This is a genomic window from Streptomonospora mangrovi, from assembly GCF_027604915.1.
Lineage (GTDB): Bacteria > Actinomycetota > Actinomycetes > Streptosporangiales > Streptosporangiaceae > Streptomonospora > Streptomonospora mangrovi.
Map to the genome: position 1 here is coordinate 20,155 of NZ_JAJAQC010000053.1, position 15,631 is coordinate 35,785.

Consider the following 15,631-nt stretch of genomic DNA (forward strand, 5'->3'; position numbering starts at 1 on the left):
ACGGCCGGGGGCCGGCCCGCGGCCGCGGTGTCCGCGCGGCGGCCCCCGCACCGCACACCCCACCACGCCGCACACGACAGCATCCGGGAGGCCACTCGATGATCGGCAGCAGAGGCGGAACCCGCCTTTCGGTCCGCTACTTCGACGACCGCATCCTGCTCAGCGAAGCCGACGCCTGGGCGTACTTCCGGCTGCCGACGGTCTCCTACGAGTTCGCCACGCCGGAGGAGCGCGAGGCGCTCGCCACCAACATCACCATCGCGCTGGCCGCCATCCGGATGAACGACGCCGAGGTCCACCTGCGCGTGGCCCACCGCACCTACCCGGCGGCGGAGTGGGCCACCCGGCTCGACGGCACCTCCGACTCCGGGCCGGGGTGGTACGACTACCTCGACGAGATGTACCGGCACGTCTGGGCCAAGGACTTCTGGACCAAGGAGGTCTACCTGGGAGTCCGGCTGGGCCTGCGCGGCGGGGTGCGCGGCCAGTTGTCGCAGAGCGTGTTCGCCCAGTTCCTGTCGGCCTACCAGCGCGGCGAGCAGATCCTGGGCATGGAGGACGACGCGATCGACCCCAAGGAGATCGCCCGCTGGACCGACCAGGCCGAACGCCTGGGCCGGGCGCTGGCCGCCAGCTCCCTGCACGCCCGCCACGCCACCTCCGACGAGATCGCCTGGCTGGTGCGCCACGCGGTCACCGGCACCATCGAGGAGGACCGCCGCTCGGCGGCGGGCCGGCGCACCTGGGGCCGGGGCGAGATCGAGCAGTTGGTCGAGGGCGTGATCCACAACGGGCGGTCGCTGCTGCGGCTGGACCAGCCCACCGGATCCACCTACATCGCGCACCTGTCGTTCTCGCGGTTCCCCGACCTCATGCCGTTCCCCGACGGCGAGCCGTGGCTACACTACGCCGACGCGCTGCCGTTCCCCGTCGAGATCTCGCTGCGGCTGAAGTTGATCCCGCCGGCCAAGGCCAGCAAGGACGTCGGGCGCAAGCTCGCCCACGCCCGCGACATGGACGCCCACATCCGCGAGGCGGGGGTGCCCGCGCCCATCGCGCTCGCCGAGCAGATCGACGCCGCGCGCATGCTCGAGCACGGCATCACCAAGGAGCGGCTGCCGTTCGTGTACGGCTGGCACCGGCTGATGGTGTCGGCGCCCACCGAGGACCTGCTGGTGCAGCGGGTGGAGGCGGTGGTGGAGCACTACCGCGACATCGGCATCGACGTCGTCAACTCCACCGGCGACCAGTTCGCGCTGTTCTCGGAGTCGCTGCCGGGCGACCGGATCCGGCTCAACGCCTACGCCCAGCGCCAGCCGCTGCGCACCATCGCCGGGGGCATGCCCACGGCCACCATCGACCTCGGCGACCGCCGCGACTCCAGCGGCGCCGGCTGGACCGGCCCCTACATCGGCGAGACCCTGGGACGGGCGCGCTCCATCGTGCACTTCGACCCGATGGTGGCGGCGGCCCGCAACCGGCCCACCGCGATCGCGATCACCGGCGAACCCGGCGGCGGCAAGACCACGCTGGCGCTGCTGCTGATCTACCAGTTGGCGCTGCGCGGGGTCACCGTGGCGGCCATCGACCCCAAGGGCGACGCGGAGTCGCTGGTCCGACTGCTGCAACGGCGCGGCCGCAAGGCGAGGATCATGTCGATGGCCTCGGCCGAGCCCGGACTGCTCGACCCGTTCTCCTTCGGCGACGACCTCTCCACCCAGAAGACCATGGCCACCGAGACCCTGCGGCTGCTGCTGCCCCGCATGAGCGAGGAGCGGGAGTCGGCCATGATCCAGGCGGTGGCGGCGGTGGCCAACCAGCCGCGGCCCAGCCTGGCCAAGGTCGTCGCCTATCTGGAGGACTCCGACGACGCGGCGTCGCGCAACCTGGGGGCGGTGCTGCGCTCGATGTCGGAGATGCGGCTGGCGGGGCTGTGCTTCGACCCCCAGGGCCAGACCCAGATCGACACGGAGGGCTGGACCACCGTGTTCACGCTGGGCGGGCTCACCCTGCCCGACTCCACCATCCAGCGCGACGACTACTCCTACGAGCAGCGGCTGAGCGTCGCCCTGCTCTACCTGGTGAGCCAGTTCGCGCGGCGGCTGATGAACGGCATCGACCGCCACCTGCCCAAGGCCATCTTCCTCGACGAGGCGTGGGCGGTGACCTCCACCCCGGAGGGCGCCAAGCTCGTGCCGGAGGTGTCGCGGATGGGCCGCTCGCGCAACACCGCCCTCATCCTGGTCAGCCAGAACGCCGGTGACCTCCTCAACGAGCAGGTCACCAACTGCCTCTCCAGCGTGTTCGCGTTCCGCTCCAGTGAGCGGTTCGAGGTGGAGAGCGTGATGGCGCTGCTGGGAGTCGACCCGTCCGAGGAGCACCAGGCGATGCTCCGCAACCTCGGCAACGGCGAGTGCATCTTCCGAGACCTCGACGGCCGCGCGGGGCGCATCGCCGTCGACCTGGTGTCCGAGGAGCTACTGGCGTGGCTGGACACCAACCCCACCCGGCAACGACCCGAGACCGCCGAAGACGACACCGCCGGCCCCGGCGCCCTCGTTGGCACGGGCAGCGCGGGAGGCACCACGAGGACGGGGCACCACCAGTGACGTTCACGCATCCCACCGGCGCGCCCGCGGACACCCCCACCCCGCCGCCCGCCGCCCGCCCGCGCCGACGCCGCCTCACCCGCGGCCTCGTCATGACCCTGCTCATGGCGGCCTTCCTGCTGACCCCCCTCAGCAGCGCCCAAGCCGCCCCCGTGTGCGAGGGAGAACCGGCCCCCCAACCCGAGGCCGCCGGCAGCGGAGCCGACGGCCTCCTGGTGCCGCCGCAGGCGGCCGACACCGCCGCCGAGTCGCCTGACGGCCTGCCCCCCGACTCCAGCCTGTATGGGCAGTACGGCACGGCCGGCCAGCAGTGGCACGTCATCCGCGAGTCCTGCGTCGACAAGATGGGCTCCGCCGCCGTCGCCACGCTGAGCAACACGGCCTGGGACCTGTCGAAGACCATCAACCAGTCGACCATCACGGTGTACCAGGCGGCGCTCTCCGACGAACTGCTGGAAAGCTTCAACCGCATGGTGGCCGACATCGTCACGCAGTTGCGCGAGGGTGTCTGGCGACCCCTGCTGCCGACCGTCATCATCCTGGGCGCCGTGTGGCTGGGCTGGTACGGCCTGGTCCGCAAGCGCGTGACCCTCACGCTCGAAAGCGCCGCGTGGATGGTGGTCGCCACCGCGCTGGGCATCTGGATCCTGGTCAACCCGATGCAGATCCTGGGGTACGCGGGCACCATCGTGAACTCCGGCAGCCAGTTGGTGAACAGTTCCATCTCGCGGGTCACCCCGCCCGGTGCCGCCCAGACCTGCCCTCGTGGCGCCGAGGAGGTCCAGAAGGCCGAGTGGGAAAGCCAGAACGACTTCGCGATCCGGAAGAACTCGCAGATGCTGTGGTCCGGGCTGGTCTGCCAGCCGTGGATCGCCGGGGAATTCGGCTCGGTGGCCGGCTCCAACACCGCCGAGCGCGAGCACGGGCTCGCGCTGCTCCAGGCCCAGGGGTTCAGCCGGGTGGAGCAGCAGCAGATCCTCGACGGTGACGTGGACGCGGCCGAACTCGCCCAGGAGAAGCAGAACCAGTACGAGCAGATCGCCTCGGAGATCGAGTCGAACTATCCGCAGATCTACCCGTTGTTCGAAGGCGAGCAGCAGGGCAGCCGACTCGGTGTCGCGACGCTCGCCCTGTTCGCCTCGATCTTCGCGGGCGGGCTCATCCTCGCCGGCTCGGTCGCGCTGATCGTGCTCAAGATCGGCTTCCTCCTGCTCCTCCTCTTCTCACCGGTGTTCCTGCTGATCGGTATCCATCCGGGGTACGGGCGCACGGTACTGCTGCGCTGGTTCGAGATGCTGCTCGGGCTGCTGCTCAAGCAGGTGTTCATCGTGCTGCTGATCTCCGTGCTGGTGCTGTGCTACGGCATGATCATCGGCTCCTCCCTCGGGTGGGGCCTGCAAATGATCCTGCTGGCCCTGTTCACCCTGGCCCTGTTCGTGTACCGCAAGCCGTTCGCGCACCTGTTCCAGTCCGTCAACGCCAACACGTTCACCTCGCGGATGGTCAGCGACGCCGTCTCCAGCAACGCCCTGAGCGCGAGCGCGAACATCCTGCCGCCGGTGGCCTACATGCGGGCGCAGAAGTGGGGTCTCAACCGGGCTCCGCAACTGGCGGCCGCCGCGGCCGCCGTTCCGGCAGCGGGTGCGGCGGGCGGTGCCCTCGGCGCCGAGTCGGGTGACACCGTCCGAGGCGGCGCGGCCGTGGCAGGCGACACGGCCGACGGCGACGGCGGCCGGGTGCGCGGGGAAGCCGGGCGGGCGCGAGGCACCGTGGGCTACGGCCGGGTACGCGGAAACGCGGCGCCGCCGCCGCTGCCGCTGCGTGAACGGGCGCAGGGCGAGCCGAACCGCTCGCAGCCGAAGGTCTCCACCGGTCGCAGTTCCGACGAGGCGCCGCGCCTCAGCGCGGCGGCCTCCGGCGGGCTGGCCGGTTCCCGGTCGGCGGGCGGCGGTGGCGGCTCGATTCCGCCCCGTCCCTCAGGCGGCTACACCGGCACCGGCGACACCGGCTGGGCCTCGGTCTTCGGTACCGGTTCGGGCAGCGGGCAGCGTGCCGCGGCCGCTCCCCGCAGCAACGGCGATGCCGCCGAACCGACCGAGAGGCCCGCTCCCAGCAGCGGTCAGGGCATCTTCCGCGGGCGTTCAGCCACACCCGCGCAGGGCAGCGCGGCCCGCGGTTCCCGCTGGGGCGGCCCGCGCGAGCGCCAGGGCCGTGCGGCGCCCCCGCCGCGAGCCCAGCGCCCGGCGCCCAGTGCGGAGCGCCGGGACGGCGACAACTGGATCACCGGATCCGGCCGCCGGAACAACGACGCGCCCATCGCTCCCTTCTGGACGGGGTCGGAGAACCTGCGCCGCCGCGAGACCCGCCGCGACGTCCCCTTCTGGCTCCGTGACGAAGACTGACACCCGTACCGGCCCTCCGGCGTCGTCCCCCGAAGCGGACACCGCTTCCCGACCGCGTCGGCCCGACACGATGTAGGACATTCCGCCCATGCCCAAGTCGCTTTCCGAAGGTCAGCAGCGGTTGGTTTTCGGTGCGCTTGTCGTTGCCCTCGTCGCCTGCGGGATCTACCTGAGCGTGGCCGGGATCCCGGGCGGCGGCTCCGACTCCGCGACCGACCCGAACGGGTCCACCGGCGCGGAGCGGGGCCAGGACACCGACCAGCCCGCCGCGGTCGCGCCGAGCCCGATTCCCGCCACGGCCGCCGAGGACATGCGGGTACTCGACTGGTTCCCCTTCACAGAGGACGAGTTCAAGGCGGCCGCCGCCACCGCGCAGGGATTCGCCGAGGCGTACGGGACCATCGACTACTCCGAGTCCCCCGAAGCCTATTTCCAGTCGATGGAGGAGTTGGCGACCGAGGAGTACGCGCAGACTCTCGCGCAGAGTTCGGGCGCGGGGGCGCACTGGCAGGAGATGCGGGAGCAGGAGGCGGTCGCGGAGGGCCGCGCCAACGTCGAGTCCGTGCGCAGCTTCGACGACCGGTCGATCGTCTTCGTGCTGACCGTCCAGTCCATCACCGAGGGAGAGGGCGGCGCCACAGAAGACCTCGGTGAGTACTCCGTGACGGTCATGGAGGACGGCGGCGAATGGCGGGTGTTCGACTTCCAGCCGGCCGACGCCGGAAACCTCGGAGACCGCTGATGCGAACCGATCCCCTGAACCCGGCGGCACCCCCGGCCCTCGCCCAGGGCACGGCCGACCGGGGCTCCCTCACCACGCGGGTGGCCCTCGGCATGGGACTGGCAGCCGCGCTCATGGCCGCGCTGATGGTGGCGGTCGTCGCCGGCGTCGCCACGAGCCCCGGCATCCTCACGGCTGTGGGCGGCTTGCAGTGCACCTCGGACGGTGTGGTCCAGCAGGCCGGGAGCAGCGGGTATGCCGAGGACTCCATTCCCGAGAACTACCTGGAGATCTACCGGAGCGTGGGGGAGGAGAAGGGGGTCCCCTGGAACGTCCTCGCCGGTATCGGACAGGTCGAGAGCAAGCACGGTCGATGGGAGGGGCCCGGAATCACCGAGGGCCACAACGACTGGGGCGCCGCGGGGCCGATGCAGTTCGGGGCGCTCGACGGCTCCGCCGCCGGCAACAGTTGGGGCGGAGAACCCGTCATGGACACCGAGGACCGGCCCGAGGAGGGGTACGGCCAGGACGGCAACGACGACGGCGTGGTCAGCGTCTACGACCCGGCGGACGCCATCCCGGCGGCGGCCGACTACCTGCTGGCCCACGGTGCCGAGGACGACCTGCGGCAGGCCATCTTCGGCTACAACCACGCCTGGTGGTACGTCGAGGACGTGCTGGACTGGGCGGAGACCTACGCCGACGGCGAATTCGACACAGCTTCCTCCACCGAGGTGGCCGTCAACTGCGAGGTCAACGCCGACGGCGTGCCGATCGCGCAGGCTCCGGACGAACTCACCCAGGCGGTCGTGGACTGGGCCATGGACCAGCGGGGCAAGCCCTACGTCTACGGCGCCGTCGGTCCCAGCTCCTTCGACTGCTCCGGTCTGGTGATGCAGGCATACCAGAGCATTGGCGTCTCCTTGCCCCGGGTCTCACAGGACCAGTGGGAGTTCGGCCCACGGGTGCCCGCCGGAGAGGAGCAGCCAGGCGACCTCGTCTTCTTCGACGTGCACACTCCCGGCGAGCCGCCCGGGCCCGGGCACGTCGGGATGGTCATCGGCGACGGCCTGATGGTGGAGGCGCGGTGCACCAACTGCGGTCCCATCGCCACGGCCGACTACAGCGCCGAGGGCCGCGCCGAGATCATCGGGTTCACCCGTCCCCTGGAGCACCCTGATGTGCAGGCGCAGTTGACCGAGCGGAACAAGTAGCCTCTTCCTGCCCCGCCCCCTGAGGTTGAGGAACAAGCATGCCCGAGACGACGAGAACACGGCGCGCCAAGCAGGGCGTCCACGGGTGGCGCGCCTTCCTGCTGATGTTCGGGTGCGGTACCACCGCTGCGGTGCTGGTGATGGCGGTCATCGTGGGCGGCCTGCGCCTGGTGGCCTCCACGGTCGGCTCCGCGGCGGCTCCCGAGGGGCCGCAGAGCATTCCGACCCGCGAACCCCGGGAGTCCATGAGCCCCGGGCTGCTCGACCTGTGCGCCGTCCTGGAGCAGGACGTGCTGACGACTGACCTGTACCCCCGCCGCCAGGACGACGGCGGTACCCCGCCGGACTCGGCCACCATGGAGCCCGCCCCCGACCCGGACTTCCGGACCGTCGAGGACGAGTGCTCCTGGCTCGTCTCTCCGGACGGCCTCACGGACTGGCGGCTGGAGCTTTCCTACACGGCCTACGTCGAGTCCTCCGGGAGCACGTCGGTGGCGGCCCGAGCGGAGGAGGAGATGGCCTCGGCCGAGCAGCGCCTCCGGACGGAACTGGCCGGTGCCCAGGCGTCTCCCGGGAAGTCCACCTGGGGCGATGCCGCCACGGCCCTGTACGCGCCGGGAAGCGGTGTGGAACCGCCCGCCTACGCGGTGGTCATGCGCAAGAAGGGCGCGGTCTGCGAACTCGTCCTGCGGCCCGAGGAGCAGGCCGACGGCATGACGCGGGCCGACTTCGAGGTCGAGGCCGATCCCGCGCTGACCGCCATCGACCAGGAACTCCACCACCTGCTGCCTGACCGCTGACCGGGCCGCCGTCCGTTCCTGGGCGCCTGCGGTTGAAGTTATCCACAGGCTGGTGATTTCGGTGGCGGGGCGGGTGGGGGTGGGGGAGGGTGGGGGCATGTTTCAGGGGAATTCCTTGCCCTGCCAGGGCGATGAGGCGGTGGCGTTGTTCGCCGCTGGGCAGTTCGGGTTGGTCAGTGCGGCGCAGGCGCGGCGGGCGGGGTTGGGGGCTCGGGATGTCGCGGTGCGGTTGCGGCGGGGGATGTGGGCGCGGACGCTGCACTGGGGGGTGTACCGGGTCGCCGGGTACGGGGCGTTGGGGTCGCCGTTGAAGCGGGCCGTCATGGCGGCGCAGTTGGCGTTGGCGCCCGGGGCGTTCGCGTGTCGGGACACCGCCGCCCGGTTGTGGGGGCTGGAGGGGCTGCCGGAGTGGGACGGGCGCACGGTGGACGTCGCGCTGCGGGGGCGGTCCCGGTCGGGTGGGGGCCGTGCCGGGCTGCGGGGGGTGGCTCCGGGCGTGCGGATCCACCGGTTGCGGGTGTCGGACTGCGACGTGGTGCGGCGGGCGCCCCTGTGGTTGACGGGGGTGGGGCGCACGCTGCGGGACATGGCCGGGTGCAGCGGGCAGGGCACCAGTTCGCGGCTGTGCGAGTCGGCGCTGGAGCGGGGGATGGTGAGCCGGGCGCCGACCAGGCGGCTGGCGGCGCGCCGCCCGGCGTCCTGCGGGGAGCGCGGGGTGGTCCGGCACGGGGCCGGGGGCGAAGGGGCCACGGAGTAAGGCGCGGGCGGCAGGTTTCCCGGTCAGCGGGGCGGCCAGAGGCGGAGCACCGGTTGGCGTGGGGGGTCGGGGAGGCGGACGGCTACCTCGGTCCACTTGGTGGTGAGGAGGGCGCGTAGCGCCGGCGTGTGGGGTGGGCCGGGGTGACCGGCGGCGGCGAGGGACTCCGTGAGGAGGTCGGTCGCGGTGGGGCGGTTTGCCGGGTCCTTGGACATCGCCGCGAGCACCAGGGGCTCCAGGCGCGGGGGCAGGCGGTCGAGGTCGGGTTCCTCGCGCAGCACGCGGCGGGCCATCTCCTTGGGGTGGCCGTGGCCGAACGGGTCGTGCGCGGCGGCGGCGAACGCCACCAGGCACCCCCACAGGAAGACGTCGGAGCGGTCGGTGGCCGGTTGCCCCCGGTACTGCTCCGGGCTGATCCACCCCGGGGTGCCCACCCGGTCGGCCGGGACCGCCGACACCTCCGGGTCGTCGGGCAGGTCGGCGGGTTCGGGCAGGCGCAGCGTGCGCACGCGGCGGCGGAAGCGGCGGACGCGCATCCAGCGGGTGGGGTCCTCGGGCGTGGTGGGCCGGGCGATCCCGAAGTCGAGGATCTTGGGCCCCGAGGGCGCGATCACCACGTTGCTCGGTTTGAGGTCGCGGTGCACGATGCCGACCGAGTGCACCGCCCGCAGCGCCTCGGCGGCTCCGGCGGCCAGGCCCCAGAGCATGCCGCCGCGCAGCGGGCCGTGCCGCTCCACGTGGTGGCGCACGGTGGGTCCCGGCACGTACTCCGTGGCGAGCCAGGGGAGGGGCGCCTCCACGTCCGCCTGGACGAACCGCGCCACGCACGGGCTGTTGACCCGGGCCAGGAGGCGGGCCTCGTGGGCGAACTGGCGGCGGAACTCGGGGGTGGTGGCGTGCTCCTCGGTGATGACCTTGACCGCGAGGTATCCGCGCACGCCCGGGATGGTCGCCGCGTAGACGGTGCCCATGCCCCCCGAGCCGATACGCCCGACCAGTTCGTACCCGCCGACGTGGGTGGGGTCGTCGGGCAGCAGCCGGTGCAGCCGGCGGATTCCCCGCGCCTTCACGCCGTCACCACGGCAGCCATGGTCGCGATGGCACCGGGCGGCGGGACCGGCGCGGCTGAACGGCGGTGGGGGAGGGGCATCAGGGCCGTCCAGGGACTCGGCGGGCGGTGGCGGCCGCGCGCGGCGCCGGCGACGGTGCCCGCGGCGGCGGTGAGAAGTCTATGGGGTGGGCCGGGTCCTTCCACAGTGCCGCTCGTGGTGTGGGCGTGATGCCGTCCCAGCCGAGGGGAGGGTGAGGGAGGTATGGCGCGCGGCCCAGGGGGCGGTGGGTTGCGGGGCTTCCGGCGGTGCGGCTCTGCTCCTTTCCGGTTATCCACAGGGGCTTCGCCGGGGCGGCGGGCGGTCGGGGGTGGGCGGCATGATGGGGATGTCGGCGGTGCGGAAGGAGGGGGACATGGGGCAGGGGTCTGGGCGGCGCGAGGGTGGCTCGGGCGGGTTTCGGCCGGCGGTGCTGGAGGGGGTGCTGGAGCGCATCACCTTCTCCAACGAGGAGACCGGCTACACCGTGGCCAAGGTCGACAGCGGTCGCGGAAGCGGCGGCGGGGAGCTGACCACCGTCGTCGGCGCGCTGCTGGGCGCGCAGCCGGGGGAGTCGCTGCGGATGGAGGGCCGGTGGGGCTCCCACCCGCAGTACGGCCGGCAGTTCATGGTCGAGAACTACACCACCGTCCTGCCCGCGACCGTGCAGGGCGTGCGCCGCTACCTGGGCTCGGGGCTGGTCAAGGGCATCGGGCCGCGCCTGGCCGAGCGGATCGTGGACTTCTTCGGCGTCGAGGCGCTGGACGTGATCGAGCACACCCCCGAACGCCTCATCGAGGTCCCCAACCTCGGCCCCAAGCGCACGCGGCTGATCGCCGACGCCTGGGAGGAGCAGAAGGCCATCAAGGAGGTCATGGTCTTCCTCCAAGGCATCGAGGTCTCCACCTCGCTGGCCGTGCGGATCTACAAGAAGTACGGCGACTCCGCCATCGACGTGGTGCGCACCGAGCCCTACCGGCTGGCCGCCGACGTCTGGGGCATCGGCTTCAAGACCGCCGACACCATCGCCCAGGCCGTCGGCATCCCCCACGACAGCCCCCAGCGCGTCATGGCCGGGATCCAGTTCACCCTGTCGGAGTCCACCTCCGAGGGCCACTGCTACCTCCCCGAGGAGCGGCTGATCGCCGAGGCCGTGAAGATCCTCCAGGTCGACTCCGGGCTGGTCATCGAGTGCCTGGCCACCCTGGTGGCCGAGGAGGGCGTCGTGACCGAGAAGGTCCCCGGCCCCGACGGCGAGCCCGTCACCGCCGTCTACCTCGTGCCCTTCCACCGGGCCGAGTCCGCGCTGGCCGCCCAGTTGCGCGGGCTGCTCGCCACCCCCGAGGACCGCCTGCCCGCCTTCGCCGACGTCGACTGGGACGTCGCGCTGAAGTGGCTGGGCGAGCGCACCGGCGCGTCGCTGGCCCCCGAGCAGGAGCAGGCCGTCCGGCTCGCGCTCACCCGCAAGGTGGCCGTCCTCACCGGCGGCCCCGGCTGCGGCAAGTCCTTCACGGTCGCCTCCATCATCACCCTGGCCGCCGCCAAGCGCGCCAAGATCATCCTGGCCGCTCCCACCGGCCGGGCCGCCAAGCGCATGACCGAGCTGACCGGCCACGACGCCTCCACCGTGCACCGGCTCCTGGAACTCAAGCCCGGCGGCGACGCCTCCTACGACCGCGACCGCCCCCTCGACTGCGACCTGCTGGTGGTCGACGAGGCGTCCATGCTGGACCTGCTGCTGGCCAACAAGCTGGCCAAGGCGGTCCCGCCGGGCGCGCACCTGCTGCTGGTGGGCGACGTCGACCAGCTCCCCTCGGTCGGCGCCGGGCAGGTACTGCGCGACCTGCTGGACGACCGCTCCCCGCTGCCCAGCGTGCGGCTCACCCACGTCTTCCGCCAGGCCCAGCAGTCGGGCGTGGTCACCAACGCCCACCGGGTCAACACCGGGCAGCCGCCCGAACTCGCGGGTATGACCGACTTCTTCCTGTTTCCCAGCGACGACCCCGAGGCCACCGCCGAACTCACCGTCGACGTGGTGGCCAACCGCATCCCGCGCCGGTTCGGCCTGGACCCCCGCCGCGACGTCCAGGTGCTGGCGCCCATGCACCGGGGCCCGGCCGGGGCGGGCAACCTCAACGCCCTGTTGCAGGAGGCGCTGACCCCCGCGCGCGAGGGCACACCCGAGCGCCGGTTCGGCGGGCGCACCTTCCGCGTCGGCGACAAGGTCACCCAGATCCGCAACAACTACGACAAGGGCGCCAACGGCGTCTTCAACGGCACGCTCGGGGTGATCACCGGGATCGACACCGTGGAGCAGGCGGTCGCGGTGCGCACCGACGAGGACGAGGACGTCTCCTACGACTTCGCCGAGCTGGACGAGCTGGTGCACGCCTACGCGGTGACGGTGCACCGCTCGCAGGGCAGCGAGTACCCCGCCGTTGTGATTCCCATCACCACCAGTGCCTGGATGATGCTCCAGCGCAACCTGCTCTACACCGCCATCACGCGCGCCAAGAAGCTGGTGGTGCTGGTCGGCTCGCGCCGCGCGCTGGCCCAGGCCGTGCGCAACGCCACCGCCGGGCGGCGGCACACGGCACTCGCGCACCGCCTCGCCGATTTTTGACTTCCGCCCCGAACCACCGATTCGACGCGCCCCGCCGCACACCGCATAAACCGGTAAAACCCGCTCGAAGCAACGCGCCGGTGAACCATTTCGCGCCTATGCGGTAATGCCCCGCAGTCGGCCTGATCATATAAGCCAACAGAACGGGAAGATTCGTGCGACCGAACATAGGAATTCCGCGCGGCCGTCCCGTACCGTGGGTGGTACGGGCGCGGCGCCGCTCCCCCTCTCCCGGCGCATGCGCCCGCGTGCCGGGCGTGTCCGGGCCTTCCGGGCGCTTCCGGCCGGGCCGGGACCGCCGTCCCCCGAGAAGGTACGGACCCGCCTCCTCGGGTGGGCATGTGGCGCGCGGCGGCGGTTCCCGGTCCGTTCTCCACCGCCGGGCCGCGGTTTTTCGAGTTTCCGCCCCGCGGGCGCCCCGAGGTGAATAGGCTCAGCTTTATGAAGCGGAAACCGGACGGGAATCCGACGGCCGAGTCGTCGTATCGCCCGTGCGCCCTCCACAGGGTCCTGAGCCGCACGGCGGGATCTCCCGCCCCCGGGTCCGCTTCAGACCACCGCGCACCGGCGCGGTCCTCGCGCGGAGCCCATCCGCGCGGGACCGCCGGGTGATCCGGTGGACCGCACACGCAGCCTCCCTGGACGCTGACGCTCTTTCCACTCCCCCCGGAGAGCGTCGGCCACCTCGGGCGCCGGCTCCGCGCCGGCGCCCGAGGGCTGCGGGCGCGTCCCCCGGCCCCGCTCCCCGCGGGTGCGCGGCGCGCTAGGGCCGTGGCGCAGACCACGCCCGCCACGCGGATCCGGCCCGAACCGGTGCACTCTCCCACCCTCCGGGAGCGGCGGACGGTTCCGGGCACGCCGCATACGGTCGCCGCCGCGGGGGAACCCCTGCGGCCGCGACCGTAACCGGCCGGTGACGTTGTGATCGGGTCGTGACTGAATTGAAGGTAATTGTTTGCGCAGGCCCGAAACTGGGGATTAGCGTCGCTGGCGGCGGTTGATCCGCACGCCGCACCAAATGCAGACGCGGGCAGCGCCGCCCTGGTGCCGCCCGCAGGTGCCGTCTGGAAAGGCTCGCGTCCGTGGGTACGCTCTCCACGATCACCGGCTCGGTGCCGGTGACGCCCGCTCAGGCCGTCCACCTGCTGCACGGCCGCCTCACGGCCGCCGGGTGGCAGCGCATGTACACGGGCGACCGCGGCCGGGTGGCGGTGCTCTCCCTGCGGGCCGGACTCACCGTGTGGTGCTGGGGCGGCCAGTTCCGCTGGCGCGACTCCTCCGGCGCCCAGGTCACCCACCCCGCCGCCGACCCCGACGGCGCGGCCCGCCTCCTGGGCGCGGCCGACCGCCCGCTCGCGGCGGCGGCCGCCTGACGCGCGCCGCCTGACCCCGCGCCGCCCCGCCGCGCGTCCGGCCCCGGCCGGCTCCTAGCAGTCGCACCCGCAGTCGCAGTCTTCGCACACGTTGCAGCACCGGCAGCACTCGCCGCACCCCTCGCAGACGTCGGCGCAGCCGTCGCACCACGCCTCCTCCGGCTTGCCCGACCACGGTCCTGGGTGCGGGTCGCGGCAGCACTGCTGGCAGGTGCAGCACATGAACAGGGCCACGGCGCACCCGGCCAGCAGCCCCCGGGGCTGGGGCGGGCGCTTGATCTTGGGCGTCTCGCAGTTGCAGCAGCACACGCAGCCGCCCTGGTCGTGGTCGCCGCGCCGCCGCCGTCGGCGCCCGCCGCCGCGGCCCCCGCGACCCCCTCCGCCCGAGCCGCCGCCCTGCGCCCCGCCGCCGTGGGCGTCGCCCGGCCCGCCGTGCCCGTGCCCGTGCGGATGCCCCGGCCCCTCGCCGTTCCCCCACGGGTCCTGCGGCTGCCCGTGTATGTGTCCGTCGCCCCCGATGTATCCGGCGCCCGGCGCGCCGTGCGCGTGCGCGTGCCCCGGCCCGTGCCCGTGCCCGTGGCCGGGCCCGTGCGGGTGCCCGCCGCCCGGGTGGCCCGCCCGCGCGAACGTCCGCGCCACCGACCGCGCCAGTTCGTCCACCAGCAGCGCGTGCACCAGCCGGTCGTCGGTGAACTCCGCCTCCTCCAGCGCCAGCCGCACCCCCAGCACCGCGTCGTCGCACAGCCGCCGCACCTCCGCCGCCCCGGTGCCGGTGGCCGTGATCGGGTTCCACGCCCCGGACGCGCGGTCCTCCTCCTGGTCCTCCACCGCGTCGAGCAGGTGCGCGATCCGCCCGAACAGCCGCCCCGCCTCGCGCAGCGGCGCCTCGTTGCCCGGCCGCCCCGCCAGCACCGCCGTGTGCGCGAACGCCTCGCCCGTGGCGAACTCCGTGGGCCCGGTGGCGGTCAGGATCGCGCCGGAGGACTCGGCCGCCGACTCCGCCTCGGCCTGGCGCTCCAGCGCGGCCACCAGCGCGCCGCCGTCGAACCCCAGCCCCGACCCCGACGAGCGCGCCTGGCGCTGCCAGCGGCCCGCCACCCGCCGCGCCACCGCCCGCACCGGGGGCCGCGCGTAGGCGCCGTCGCCGTCGCCCACGTGGTCGTCCACCTTGGCCGCCGCCAGCAGCAGCGACACCGACGCCGCCAGCCGCGCGCCCTCGCCCTCGGCGACGTCGGCCCGCCGCATCCCCCGCAGCGGGCACGGCCCGGCCGCCCGCATCGCCGCGCGCGGCGCCTGCGCCGAGGTCAGCACCGAGATGACCAGGCCGTCGTAGTTGGTGGCCACCCGGGCCAGTTGGCCGTGGTCGTCGCGCAGCGCCAGGCACAGCCCGCACATGTGCGACATCCAGTCGCGGGCCAGGTCCCCCGGCAGGGTGTGCCGGCAGGGGCGCAGGATTCCGAACACCGCGGAACACTCCTCGCAGATCAGGGGCGTGAACGCGTCTTTGACGCGGCACCCTGGCCGCGGGTTCCCGCCCCGCCGCCCCCGCCGCCAAGACCGCGCCGCTACCGTTGGCCCGTGAGTGAGACCCAGATCGTCGTGGGCGCCGCCATCGTGCGCGACGGCGCCGTGCTGGCCGCCCAGCGCGCCCACCCGGCCGCCGCGCGCGGGCGCTGGGAGCTGCCCGGCGGCAAGGTCGACCCCGGCGAGACCGACACCGCCGCCCTCGTCCGCGAGTGCGAGGAGGAGCTGGGCGTGACCATCCGCCCGCTGCGCCGCATCGGCGAGGACGTCGCGTTCCCCCCGCGCCCCGGCGGCCCGCCCGCCGTGCTGCGGGTGTGGCTGGCCGACCTGCCCGACGGCCAGCCCGAGCCCGAGGCGCGCGAGCACCTGGCGCTGCGCTGGCTGCGCGCCGCCGCCCTCGCCGACGTCGACTGGCTGCCCGCCGACCGGCCGTTCCTGGAGCGGATCCGCCCGCACCTGGGCGCCTGAAACCCCGGCGCCGCCGGGGATGCGGCCCCCGTGGCCGGCACCGGGTGCGGCG

At 73.4% G+C, this 15,631-nt stretch carries 11 protein-coding genes; 8 read left to right on the plus strand and 3 right to left on the minus strand.

Going from position 1 to position 15,631, the window contains the following annotated elements; genetic code table 11:
• Nucleotides 1-98 precede the first annotated feature (98 nt).
• The 5 genes from LG943_RS23520 (at nt 99) to LG943_RS23540 (ending at nt 7,746) form a co-directional block, all read left to right on the plus strand.
• On the plus strand, nt 99-2,609 hold the full coding sequence (locus LG943_RS23520) for an ATP-binding protein (RefSeq protein WP_270074537.1): 2,511 nt from the start codon (nt 99-101) through the stop codon (nt 2,607-2,609).
• Nucleotides 2,606-5,011 (plus strand): conjugal transfer protein TrbL, encoded by a 2,406-nt coding sequence (locus tag LG943_RS23525; RefSeq protein ID WP_333486431.1) that lies wholly within the window; start codon nt 2,606-2,608, stop codon nt 5,009-5,011. The genes LG943_RS23520 and LG943_RS23525 overlap by 4 nt, the downstream gene beginning before the upstream one ends.
• Nucleotides 5,012-5,099: 88 nt before the next feature.
• The gene (locus tag LG943_RS23530; RefSeq protein WP_270074538.1) at nt 5,100-5,753 is read left to right on the plus strand and encodes a hypothetical protein; all 654 of its coding nucleotides are present in this window, start codon (nt 5,100-5,102) and stop codon (nt 5,751-5,753) included.
• Nucleotides 5,753-6,946 carry a C40 family peptidase gene (locus tag LG943_RS23535; RefSeq protein ID WP_408648642.1) on the plus strand — a complete coding sequence of 398 codons (1,194 nt, stop codon included), beginning with the start codon at nt 5,753-5,755 and terminating at the stop codon, nt 6,944-6,946. The genes LG943_RS23530 and LG943_RS23535 overlap by 1 nt, the downstream gene beginning before the upstream one ends.
• Before the next feature lie 38 nt (nt 6,947-6,984).
• Nucleotides 6,985-7,746, plus strand: coding sequence for a hypothetical protein (locus LG943_RS23540; protein ID WP_270074539.1), 762 nt, complete (start codon nt 6,985-6,987; stop codon nt 7,744-7,746).
• Between the two features lie 102 nt (nt 7,747-7,848).
• Here LG943_RS23540 and LG943_RS23545 read toward each other — a convergent pair whose 3' ends face one another.
• Both LG943_RS23545 and LG943_RS23550 read right to left on the minus strand, forming a co-directional pair.
• Nucleotides 7,849-8,496, minus strand: coding sequence for a hypothetical protein (locus LG943_RS23545; RefSeq protein ID WP_270074540.1), 648 nt, complete (start codon nt 8,494-8,496; stop codon nt 7,849-7,851).
• Between the two features lie 30 nt (nt 8,497-8,526).
• Complete coding sequence (locus LG943_RS23550) at nt 8,527-9,573, minus strand: serine/threonine-protein kinase (RefSeq protein WP_270074541.1); 1,047 nt, start codon at nt 9,571-9,573, stop codon at nt 8,527-8,529.
• Nucleotides 9,574-9,967: 394 nt separating this feature from the next.
• Here LG943_RS23550 and recD2 point away from each other — a divergent pair, with 394 nt between their 5' ends.
• Both recD2 and LG943_RS23560 read left to right on the plus strand, forming a co-directional pair.
• The gene (gene recD2 / locus LG943_RS23555; protein WP_270074542.1) at nt 9,968-12,214 is read left to right on the plus strand and encodes an SF1B family DNA helicase RecD2; all 2,247 of its coding nucleotides are present in this window, start codon (nt 9,968-9,970) and stop codon (nt 12,212-12,214) included.
• 1,082 nt (nt 12,215-13,296) lie between these two features.
• Nucleotides 13,297-13,587 (plus strand): hypothetical protein, encoded by a 291-nt coding sequence (locus tag LG943_RS23560; RefSeq protein WP_270074543.1) that lies wholly within the window; start codon nt 13,297-13,299, stop codon nt 13,585-13,587.
• A gap of 54 nt (nt 13,588-13,641) precedes the next feature.
• Here the strand turns inward: LG943_RS23560 and LG943_RS23565 are convergent, their stop codons facing one another.
• Nucleotides 13,642-15,051: a DUF5685 family protein gene (locus LG943_RS23565; RefSeq protein WP_270074544.1), complete on the minus strand. Its 1,410-nt coding sequence runs from the start codon at nt 15,049-15,051 to the stop codon at nt 13,642-13,644.
• Between the two features lie 114 nt (nt 15,052-15,165).
• Between LG943_RS23565 and LG943_RS23570 the strand changes: the two genes are divergently transcribed.
• Complete coding sequence (locus tag LG943_RS23570) at nt 15,166-15,579, plus strand: (deoxy)nucleoside triphosphate pyrophosphohydrolase (protein WP_270074545.1); 414 nt, start codon at nt 15,166-15,168, stop codon at nt 15,577-15,579.
• Nucleotides 15,580-15,631 lie beyond the last annotated feature (52 nt).

What these genes read in the sequence shown, in the direction of transcription:
- LG943_RS23520 (WP_270074537.1), top strand. Translation starts at nt 99, where the DNA reads ATGATCGGCAGCAGAGGCGGAACCCGCCTTTCGGTCCGCTACTTCGAC.
- LG943_RS23530 (WP_270074538.1), top strand. Translation starts at nt 5,100, where the DNA reads ATGCCCAAGTCGCTTTCCGAAGGTCAGCAGCGGTTGGTTTTCGGTGCG.
- LG943_RS23535 (WP_408648642.1), top strand. Translation starts at nt 5,753, where the DNA reads ATGCGAACCGATCCCCTGAACCCGGCGGCACCCCCGGCCCTCGCCCAG.
- LG943_RS23540 (WP_270074539.1), top strand. Translation starts at nt 6,985, where the DNA reads ATGCCCGAGACGACGAGAACACGGCGCGCCAAGCAGGGCGTCCACGGG.
- recD2 (WP_270074542.1), top strand. Translation starts at nt 9,968, where the DNA reads ATGGGGCAGGGGTCTGGGCGGCGCGAGGGTGGCTCGGGCGGGTTTCGG.